This window comes from Microcystis sp. LE19-10.1B, from assembly GCF_027530565.1.
GTDB classification, from domain to species: Bacteria; Cyanobacteriota; Cyanobacteriia; order Cyanobacteriales; family Microcystaceae; genus Microcystis; species Microcystis aeruginosa.
In genome coordinates, this window is sequence record NZ_JAPZQM010000259.1 from 1 (window position 1) to 9,157 (window position 9,157).

Below are 9,157 nucleotides of genomic sequence, written 5' to 3' on the forward strand. Positions count from 1 at the left end.
TACATCAATCTCTTAACCAAAATAATCAGACAAAATTAATTTATGAAATTGCTGAAGAATTAGGTTTTTTTCACCGAGGATATCTGGCCTCTGATTATAAAAAACTGTTTGGTTACTTTCCCTCTGAAACCTAAAAAAATAGTAGGTGTAGGAATTAGGATTATTTTTAGATTTATCCGCCTTATTTTACCATTTTTTACGTCCTTCCCCTTGGATGATCAGCTACTCTTGATAATTAAGCTTCTTGCTTAAGTTGCCACCTATGAAAGCTTCCGTGCATAATGTGACGTGGTGAACATTTTTCACCCAAAGACTCAGAGAGCCATCTTTTCTTGATTAGGTAAAAATTTCCCGACTGTCCCCTCAATTCTAGTCTCAACTTTACCATCGCTCTCGGGAATCTTATCTTTAGAATGACTGCCTAGCTAAACGGCTGCCCATTTATTGACTTAAATCTGTAATAAGCTAAACGGCGCTTAACCTGCATGATCCAACAGCTATAACCCTTTTGGAGTCTATATCGGTGATCCGAAGTAAAAGCCGTTTAGCTTATGCCCGCAATTTTTTTATGATTAACCACATGACAAAGTGGCCACTGCTGTGGTATTAATTTAGGATAGGAAGTTTTCGGGAGTCAGTCGTCGGTCGTTCATACCAAATTAGCCTACACTTCATCTTGATAAGAAAGGCTATGTTTTTTGCAGCTTCTTAGGGAAATTATGACCACTAATCCTCTTAACTCGCTCATTTTAGAGCAGATTAGTCATATCTGTGAGCAATACTCGATCGAAAGTCGTATTCTCGAAGATTTTGCCGATTTTGTCATCAAAAACCACCGTAAAAAGTCTCCCAAACCATCGTTAACTAAATCAAAAACTACAGCCACCACCACCACAAGCTCAAAAGTTAAACCTTTAACTCTAACGCAACTTAAACAGGCAGTTTATGCCTATTTTGAGGTTAACAATACCACAGAACTAAAAAAATCGAGTATGTTTCAAATGGCTACTAGAGCCTTTGATAACATCAATTTATCTCAGCGAGAAAGTTGGGAAAAAATTTACAGAGAGTATGTAGGTATTTTACCAGAAGAAGATGGAGAAACTGGTAAGCATTGTATTAATGGTATTAATATATTTAAGTATTTTTATCCCTATCGTGTTTTCGAGCTTGATCCAAAAACTGCCAGCAAGGAAGACATTAAAAATGCCTATTATCGTCTTTCTAAAATCTATCATCCTGATAACCAAGAAACAGGAGACGCAGAAGTTTTTGATTGTTTAACTGTCATGTATAAGTCTATCACCACGGAGATAAAATAATCATGCCTCAGAAAGCAAATACCTTCCTGATCCGGGATACCGAATTAGCTCAATGGTTTTCTATTACTCTTGAAAAACTAGACAAAATTGTTGATATTTTTGATGCTGATCCTAATGATGATTGGGATTTAGTTGAAGGTGTCGATTATCAATTTGTCAACAAAAAAGATAAAGTTAGAGTGTTTTCTTTTGAAGGTGCTTTAAAAATTGCTTCCTATATTGATCAGCATGAAAAGCGAGGAATTTTATACAGATTTAGAGAATTTTTTACTAAGCACGATCAAAAAATTCGTCGCTCTTTGGCACGAAAATTAATTTTTAATGAATTGGCTGACTCTGGCGAAATTAAAGTTTATCAAGGAGTGGCTATGATTCATAAACAGAGTTTGCGGCGAATTTTAAAAACTAATGGAGCCAAGCTAAATCAAACATTCAATAATCTTAAACTCCACGAATCTTCATCTTTGAAAGTTGATGATGAAGAACTTGCTAAGGTAATCAAAAATACTAAAACAGAAGTTCGTCCTTTAAAAATAGGAGTAGATTTTTACGAAGATGAAAAAAGAGAGTTTTGGTTCTCTGAAAGTGGAGTTGTTCGCATTTCTAAATCCATGAGTGAAACTTTGACGAATAAATCGCGCCAAGAAATGTGTAAAATGATTGAAATCGAGTTTCCTCTTGCCTTTAAAGAAATTCAGGAAAATCTAGATGACGATACCAAACAAAAAATCGAGATTGAAAAGGCTAAAAAACGAGCTAAAACTAGAGATAAAAACACTTGTCAGGTGACAGGGCAAAAACCGGATAGAAATAATAAATTTAATCTCGCTGTCCATCATCTTTACTCTGCCCAGAAATATCCCCATCTAGCGACATTAGATCTGAATTTGGTGACTATTAAAGAAGAAATTCACCAAGAATTCCACGGTAACTTAGGGGGATTTCATCAACCTTGTACCATCGAGGATTTTATCGAATTCTTGCACGTTTACTATCCCGAACATCATGGTAATTTAGCCTTAAAACTTCAGAAAACTAAGAAAAAACTGGAAAAATTAGCTAAATAATCATTCAATTTCGGGGGGTGAATAGCTCCAAAGTGATTATCGATTTTTTTAGGGAAAGAACGACCACATCTCATCATGAGCGATAATTAATTTATCGAGAATTTGGGTTAAAACTCCTATCTCACGAGGAACAGCTGCATCTAAATCATTGGCAACTATTGTCAACTCCGCCCATAGTATATATGATAGTTGAACTCTAATTTAGGATCTAGCTGGGTCTAGAGAGGATAATATGGATAAGATCAAGGTAGGATTGTTGTTTGGTGGTCGATCGGGAGAACACGAGGTATCTATCAATTCGGCTCGATCGATCCTGCAAGCTTTTAATTATCCCGAAAATCTTGACAAATACGCCGTTACCCCCTTCTATATCGATAAAAATGGCTGTTGGCATTCGGCAGCAACTGCTAGACAAATTTTAACCTCTGGGCAACCCCTAGCTATTGAGAGTAATATAAAAGTCAATATCTGGCAATTTCCCCCAGAAGTGAGGGAAATGGAGGTTTGGTTTCCAATTCTCCACGGACCGAATGGGGAAGATGGCACTTTACAAGGATTACTCACTCTCATGCGGGTTGCTTTTGTGGGTAGTGGGGTCCTGGGTTCATGCTTGGGAATGGATAAAATTGCCATGAAAACTGCTTTTGCAGCCGCTGGATTACCCCAAGTTAAGTATAAGGCTGTAACCCGCTCGCAAGTGTGGTCAAATCCCTGTGTTTTTCCGCAATTGTGCGCTCAAATTGCCGAGGAAATAGGTTATCCTTGTTTTATTAAACCGGCTAATTTAGGTTCTTCGGTGGGTATTAGTAAAGCACGCAACCGGCAAGAATTAGAGGCTGCTTTAGATAGTGCCGCTAGTTATGATCGACGGATTATTGTTGAAGCAGGAGTAACCGCAAGGGAGATCGAATGTGCGGTTTTAGGTAATGATAATCCCCAAGCTTCTTTGGTGGGAGAAATTACTTTTGATAGTGATTTTTATGACTACGAAACTAAATATACTGACGGGCGATCAAGTATGGTGATTCCCGCTAATATTCCTGATAAAATTGCTAATCAAGTGCGAGAAATGGCTGTAGAAGCATTTAAAGCTGTGGATGCTGCGGGATTGTCGCGGGTGGATTTTTTCTATGTGGAAAAGACTGGGGAAGTGTTGATCAATGAAATTAATACTCTGCCGGGGTTTACTAATTTTAGTATGTATCCCCAACTCTGGAAAGCCACCGGTTTAGAGTTTGATAAATTGGTCGATAAGTTAGTACAATTAGCCTTAGAAAGACAGGAAAAATAAGGTTAAATTACCAACATTTCTAGGATAGGAATTACCTATCCTAGAGATATTTATCAATTAGATAGTTTCAGGATCAATGCCCAATTCTCGTAATTTTTGGGCTAATCTTTCCCTTTCCAAGATAGCTTGTTCTTTTTCTAAAAGAGCCTGTTCTTTTGCCTTTCGTTCCTGTTCCTTTTCTAAAAAAATCTGTTCCTTTGCTTGTCTTTGCTCTAATTCAGCTTCTTGGGGAGTGGGAACCAATTGACCATCGGTGGTAAAATAACGCAGTTTACGGTCAAATATGCCTAAATAGAGTTCTAATTGTTCACTCCATAAATAGCCGTTTTCATTAGCAGCAATAGCCTGATATTGTCCCGCAATTAATCTAAATCCTTGCAGTTCTAAACTTTCAGGATCAAACCAAAAATAATTAGGAGTGCGAAAGGTATTTTGATAGAGAATTTTCTTTTTAGTGCGGTCAATATTGGCCGTAGAATCGGAAAGAATCTCCACGATCACATTGGGATATTTACCCCCTTCTCCCCAGACTACCCAACTTTTACGCGGATGTTTTTCCGTATCTAAGACGACAAAAAAATCAGGACCACAAAAATCACGTTTTTTCAGTTGTTCTTCGTTATAGTAGATAGTCAGATTACCGGAAGCGTAGTAATCGTTTTTCTCTTGCCATAATAATTCTAGACAACTGAGAAGAATTATGATCTGTTGCAGATGTAAATCACTTTCCAAAGGTGGTTCATCACTCCATAAATCGGTGGGGGGACAGGTAACTTCCGGTAAAATGTCGAGAGTTGTCATGGGTTTTCCCCGTTATACTAGCTTGGTTTAATTATAACTGTTAAGCTGTTAAATATTTAAATTGCTTGTTGAGATGAGGCAAGAGGCAACAGTATGGTCATAGAAAACTAATTTTTGGCTGAATCACGAGTAAAACTGTAGATAATTTGGGTAGCTAATTGTGGTAATTGTGAGAAATCTTCATCGGACATTTTTTGACGATCGAGTTTCATTTGTAATCCCGTCATCGAATCGTCTCCGTCGGAAATTAAAAATTCTAAGCGTTCAATTTCCGACCAATCTTTAATGTCATTTAATATCTTGTCAATAACCAGAAGATAAGGATGGGAAGGATTTTTATACCAATTACTGCTAACACCCTGACGAATATCTAAACCTAAATGTACGATCAAAGGGGCGCGATCAAAAAGGGCATTGGCTACCGGTCGGGTTTCTTCTTGGAGAGATAATTGATTAGCGCGACTTAACTGCCGTAATTTCTCTAATTGATGATATCTTTGCGAAATTGACGGCGGATTTTCCCCCCAACTGAGAGCGATGGTAACTAGATAGGTTTGTAGGAATAGATGTCCTAACTTTTCCGCTTTTGTGGCTAGATAATTGGAATTATAATCATTAGCCTCGATCAGCAAAGGTACTCGCTCGACTATTTCCAAACCATAGCCTTTTAATCCGGCAATTTTACGGGGATTATTGGTAATTAAACGAATATTTCTCACCCCCAAATCGTTGAGCATTTGCGCTCCCATGCCGTAATCGCGCAAATCGGCGGGAAATCCTAACCTTTCGTTGGCTTCCACCGTATCTAGTCCTATATCCTGTAAAGAATAGGCTTTTAGCTTATTAATTAAGCCAATTCCCCGTCCTTCCTGTCGCAGGTAAACCACCACCCCCAAACCGTTTTTTTCGATCATTTTTAGGGCAGTTTGTAACTGTTGGCGACAATCGCAACGCAAGGATCCCAAAGCATCCCCGGTCAGACATTCCGAGTGCATTCGTACCATTACAGGTTGATCACCAAAGAGAGCGGGATCGCCTTTCACAATAGCGATGTGTTCGGTTTGATCTAATAAATTTCGGTAGGCATAAAGCTGAAAAGTGCCGAATTGACTAGGAAAATCACACACCGTTTCCCGATGGACAAAGCGATCGTGTTTTAAGCGATAACTGATCAGATCGGCAATGCTAATTAACCTGAGATTATGTTGACGAGCGTATTCAAATAGTTGCGGTAAACGGGCCATGGAACCATCGGGATTTTGGATCTCACAGATAACTCCCGCCGGATACAACCCGGCTAATCGAGCTAGATCCACGGCTGCCTCCGTATGACCAGCGCGTTTTAAGACTCCACCGGCTTTAGCACGAATCGGGAAGACATGACCGGGACGGGTGAGATCGTCGGGACGAGTGACTGGATTAATGGCAACTTGCACGGTTTTCGCCCGATCTTCTGCCGAAATACCAGTTTTAACCCCTAAGTGGGGAGCAGCATCGATGCTAACGGTAAAAGCGGTTTGATTGCTATCGGTGTTTTTTGTCACCATCAAGGGTAATTCGAGAGCATCAAGACGCTCTCCCGTCATTGCCAGACAGATTAAACCGCGAGCTTGCACTGCCATGAAGTTAATCAGATCGGGGGTGGCAAATTGGGCCGCACAGATTAGATCTCCTTCATTTTCGCGATTCTCATCATCAACTACGACAATGGCACGTCCGGCTTTGATTTCCGCTAAGGCAGTATCGATAGAGTCAAAAGCGATCGAAGTGACAGTCACAGGCATTAAAACGAGGGAATTATTTTCATTCTACAGGTTTGCTCGATCTGCTGAGGGTCAATTTCTGCCAGTTCCCTAGAAAGAAGTCTCCCGGTGAACCTGACGGCTGCCCGGGAGACTTTTAGTTATCTTAAGCTAGAAAATTAATTCAAACTAGCGGGGGTGATGCTGGCAACTTTGCCACCGAGACGGTTGATCTGTTGCAGGGTGTTATTTAACTGTTCAAAGGGGACGATAACCGCTTTGCTACTGCGACGGACACGGGGATAACCCGGTTTGCTGATGGCGGCAATTTCCACGCGATAGAGCTTACCCACATCACCATAGGCCACACTACCACCCAGAGCTTTACTGGGGGTGTTGCGTTGAGCAGAGGGACGATAGGCCCAACCATCGCTGCCACCGGAGGGACCGACTACTGCCGAAGCGCCGTTTTGAGCTAATTCCACCGCTAAACGGGAGGTTTTGCCGGCAATCTGAGAGCGATCGCTGTTGGCATAACCGCGATAGAGTTGGAACATCCGGGTAAATCCCACGGTTTTTTGACCGGGTTGGCTGGCGAAACCGCGATAGTAGGGAACGATGCTATCGCCGAAGTTTTCGGTATATTCGGCGGAATCGATGTAGGAGTCGATATCGGCCTCGAATCCTTTGTTTTCATAGAGATCGAGGTGATAGACCACTTCCGACTCATCGTAGGGAGCGCGACCTAAAAGATGTTTGATATTAAGTTCGATGACGCGGGTTTGGAAGTTACCGTAGAAGAATTTGTTCTTATACAGTTCCGATTTGGCCACGGCGCGGACGAATTCCCGCACGGTGATCGAACCGTTGCAGAGTAAGGATTCGGCACTGGTAAGGCGCTCGGAACGCATGATATAGTCATTGCCTAGCACCTGACGATAGACAGCGCGAATAACCGCCTGTGCGTCATCACGAGACCAATCGGGACGTAATTCCACGGGAGCAACCTCGCTAAAAGCGGTTGTCCCTAAACGGGAAGCTGAGGTAGTAATTGCCACTAAAGTTCTCCTACAAAAAAATGATCGTTTTCTGACCCCTCAAAACTAGGGGAGGATCAGTTCGATTACTTGGCCGCCTTGACGATGGATATAACAAGGTCTGGAAGAACAGGTGATTGCTAACCCTTTTGCTAACAACCTCCTGTCTTTCCAGACCAGCAGTTTTTTCGATTGGACTAGCTGAGAGCGTTGATAGCGTAGTCGATATAGGAGTTGGCTTCTACCGCAGGGTCGCCACTTAAACCATGGTTGGCTTTGATATATTTGAGAGCTTCGATGTACCAGCTAGGAGACAGGTCGAAGGTGCGGTTGATTTCGTCGATACCAGCGATGAGGTACTCGTCCATCGGACCGGTTCCACCAGCAACTAAGCAGTAGGTCACCATGCGGAGGTAGTAACCGATGTCACGAGCGCATTTTTCTTTACCGCGTTGATCCGCCGCAAAGTTAGCCCCTTGCATTTGGGTGGTGTAGGGGTACTTGTTGTACACGGCTTGAGCAGCACCAGAGATCAAAGAACTGGCTCTTTCGGTCAACACTTTAGCGGCGCTGAGGCCAGCAGAAGCTTGACGAAAACGACCGAAAGCAGTTTGGATTTCGGTGCTGCTTAAGAAACGACCTTGAGAATCAGCGGCTGCTACGGCTTCGGTAAGGGGGGTTTTCATTGTTTGGTATCTCCCAATAATCTTGCAATAAGTTTCCTACGGTTTAATTGAGACTAGCCCCAGGGACTAGGCGACAGCAGCGGCGGCGCGGTCGAAGTAGCTGGCAATTTCAGACATTAAAGCACTGCAATCGCCGGGGGTGATACCGTTGCGATCGTTAGCAATGGATAAAGCCGCTTCTTTCATTTTGCTTACGCCAGCAGCTACGGAAGCTCCTGGTACTCCTAAAGCTACATAGGTTTCGCGCAGACCATTTAAGCAACGATCATCGAGAACACTGCCGTCGCCAGAGAAGGTAGCGTAGGTAACATAGCGCAAGATGATTTCCATGTCGCGTAAGCAAGCGGCCATACGACGGCTGGTGTAGGCATTACCACCGGGGGTGATCAGTTGGGGCTGTTCAGCGAACAGGCTACGAGCGGCGTTGGCAACGATGGTGGAAGCGTTACTGGTGATCCGGTTAACAGAGTCCATCCGTTTGTTGCTGTCGGCAACCATGGCGCTCAGAGCGTCTAGTTGGGAAGAGCTTAAATATTCGCCGCGAGCATCAGCTTGGGATACTACCCGGGTGAATGCGTCAAACATTGTGACAATCTCCTAAATTTAAATGGGATTTGCTTGCAATTAAAATTTTCCCTCTTAAGGGATTTCACGGTGAGTCTGGACGAGCCTTGACCGTGATTGTTGCGATTTACTTTAAGAAACCTGAAAAAACTTCACGGCTCTCTCATAAATCACCTAAGGAGGTTAAACAAGTATCCAGCTTAACTTTTGTCTGTTATCTTGGCCCCTCAAGTTAAATTTATACACTGCTGTCGAAACTTTGTTTGTTACATATTATTAAGTTTTTTGCTGTCTTTTTGTAACAGTCACTTAACAATAACTCGATCGAGTTGGTCATCAATTCCTGACCATGGCTCAAAGCCTCTCACCGTCGGGAAATCAGAGACAGCAAGGCTTTAAGGGTATAAAGGGCAGCAAGATAAAAATTTTAAGTTTTTTTTAATATTTCCCCGCTTTCCCTTCCCCTATTGCCCAAGGATTGCCCTTTCCAGCCCTCCAATTACGATGAAGTTTTGTAAAGAAGGGAGTGGGGGTGTGGGGAGTGGGGAGTGGGGTGTAGGGTGTGGGGAGTGGGGTGTCGGTGGTGGGGGGTGGGGAGTGGGGGGTCGGGTGTCGGGTGGGGGGAGGTGGTAGGGGGGTGTGGGGGG

Annotated in this window: 10 protein-coding genes; 4 read left to right on the forward strand and 6 right to left on the reverse strand. The window is 42.7% G+C overall.

Going from position 1 to position 9,157, the window contains the following annotated elements; genetic code table 11:
• The 4 genes from O9332_RS09365 to O9332_RS09380 form a co-directional block, all read left to right on the forward strand.
• On the forward strand, nucleotides 1-134 hold a 134-nt coding region (locus O9332_RS09365), incomplete at its 5' end, for a helix-turn-helix transcriptional regulator (RefSeq protein ID WP_502846645.1).
• 585 nt (nucleotides 135-719) lie between these two features.
• Nucleotides 720-1,322 (forward strand): J domain-containing protein, encoded by a 603-nt coding sequence (locus O9332_RS09370; protein ID WP_002759036.1) that lies wholly within the window; start codon nucleotides 720-722, stop codon nucleotides 1,320-1,322.
• A 2-nt stretch (nucleotides 1,323-1,324) separates the two neighbouring features.
• On the forward strand, nucleotides 1,325-2,389 hold the full coding sequence (locus O9332_RS09375) for a hypothetical protein (protein ID WP_125730185.1): 1,065 nt from the start codon (nucleotides 1,325-1,327) through the stop codon (nucleotides 2,387-2,389).
• A gap of 232 nt (nucleotides 2,390-2,621) precedes the next feature.
• Nucleotides 2,622-3,680, forward strand: a complete 1,059-nt coding sequence (locus tag O9332_RS09380; protein WP_002759032.1) for a D-alanine--D-alanine ligase family protein — start codon at nucleotides 2,622-2,624, stop codon at nucleotides 3,678-3,680.
• 57 nt (nucleotides 3,681-3,737) lie between these two features.
• On the opposite strand, the gene O9332_RS09385 is transcribed toward O9332_RS09380, so the two are convergent.
• The 6 genes from O9332_RS09385 to O9332_RS09410 all read right to left on the reverse strand — a co-directional run.
• On the reverse strand, nucleotides 3,738-4,481 hold the full coding sequence (locus O9332_RS09385) for a Uma2 family endonuclease (protein WP_288025097.1): 744 nt from the start codon (nucleotides 4,479-4,481) through the stop codon (nucleotides 3,738-3,740).
• A gap of 107 nt (nucleotides 4,482-4,588) precedes the next feature.
• Entirely contained in the window at nucleotides 4,589-6,265 is a 1,677-nt protein-coding gene (gene ribBA, locus O9332_RS09390) for a bifunctional 3,4-dihydroxy-2-butanone-4-phosphate synthase/GTP cyclohydrolase II (protein WP_288025099.1), read from the reverse strand.
• 137 nt (nucleotides 6,266-6,402) lie between these two features.
• On the reverse strand, nucleotides 6,403-7,281 hold the full coding sequence (locus O9332_RS09395; protein ID WP_002759027.1) for a phycobilisome linker polypeptide: 879 nt from the start codon (nucleotides 7,279-7,281) through the stop codon (nucleotides 6,403-6,405).
• Nucleotides 7,282-7,457: 176 nt separating this feature from the next.
• The gene (cpcA, locus tag O9332_RS09400) at nucleotides 7,458-7,946 is read right to left on the reverse strand and encodes a C-phycocyanin subunit alpha (protein ID WP_002759025.1); all 489 of its coding nucleotides are present in this window, start codon (nucleotides 7,944-7,946) and stop codon (nucleotides 7,458-7,460) included.
• A gap of 66 nt (nucleotides 7,947-8,012) precedes the next feature.
• Nucleotides 8,013-8,531: a C-phycocyanin subunit beta gene (cpcB, locus tag O9332_RS09405; protein ID WP_002735500.1), complete on the reverse strand. Its 519-nt coding sequence runs from the start codon at nucleotides 8,529-8,531 to the stop codon at nucleotides 8,013-8,015.
• 417 nt (nucleotides 8,532-8,948) lie between these two features.
• Nucleotides 8,949-9,157 (reverse strand): hypothetical protein (locus O9332_RS09410; protein WP_288025103.1); only part of this gene is annotated, 209 nt, incomplete at its 5' end.

Bases quoted from the DNA above. Each gene is read 5' to 3' on its own strand.
- O9332_RS09370 (WP_002759036.1), top strand. From the start codon at position 720: ATGACCACTAATCCTCTTAACTCGCTCATTTTAGAGCAGATTAGTCAT.
- O9332_RS09375 (WP_125730185.1), top strand. From the start codon at position 1,325: ATGCCTCAGAAAGCAAATACCTTCCTGATCCGGGATACCGAATTAGCT.
- O9332_RS09380 (WP_002759032.1), top strand. From the start codon at position 2,622: ATGGATAAGATCAAGGTAGGATTGTTGTTTGGTGGTCGATCGGGAGAA.
- O9332_RS09385 (WP_288025097.1), bottom strand. From the start codon at position 4,481: ATGACAACTCTCGACATTTTACCGGAAGTTACCTGTCCCCCCACCGAT.
- ribBA (WP_288025099.1), bottom strand. From the start codon at position 6,265: ATGCCTGTGACTGTCACTTCGATCGCTTTTGACTCTATCGATACTGCC.
- cpcA (WP_002759025.1), bottom strand. From the start codon at position 7,946: ATGAAAACCCCCCTTACCGAAGCCGTAGCAGCCGCTGATTCTCAAGGT.
- cpcB (WP_002735500.1), bottom strand. From the start codon at position 8,531: ATGTTTGACGCATTCACCCGGGTAGTATCCCAAGCTGATGCTCGCGGC.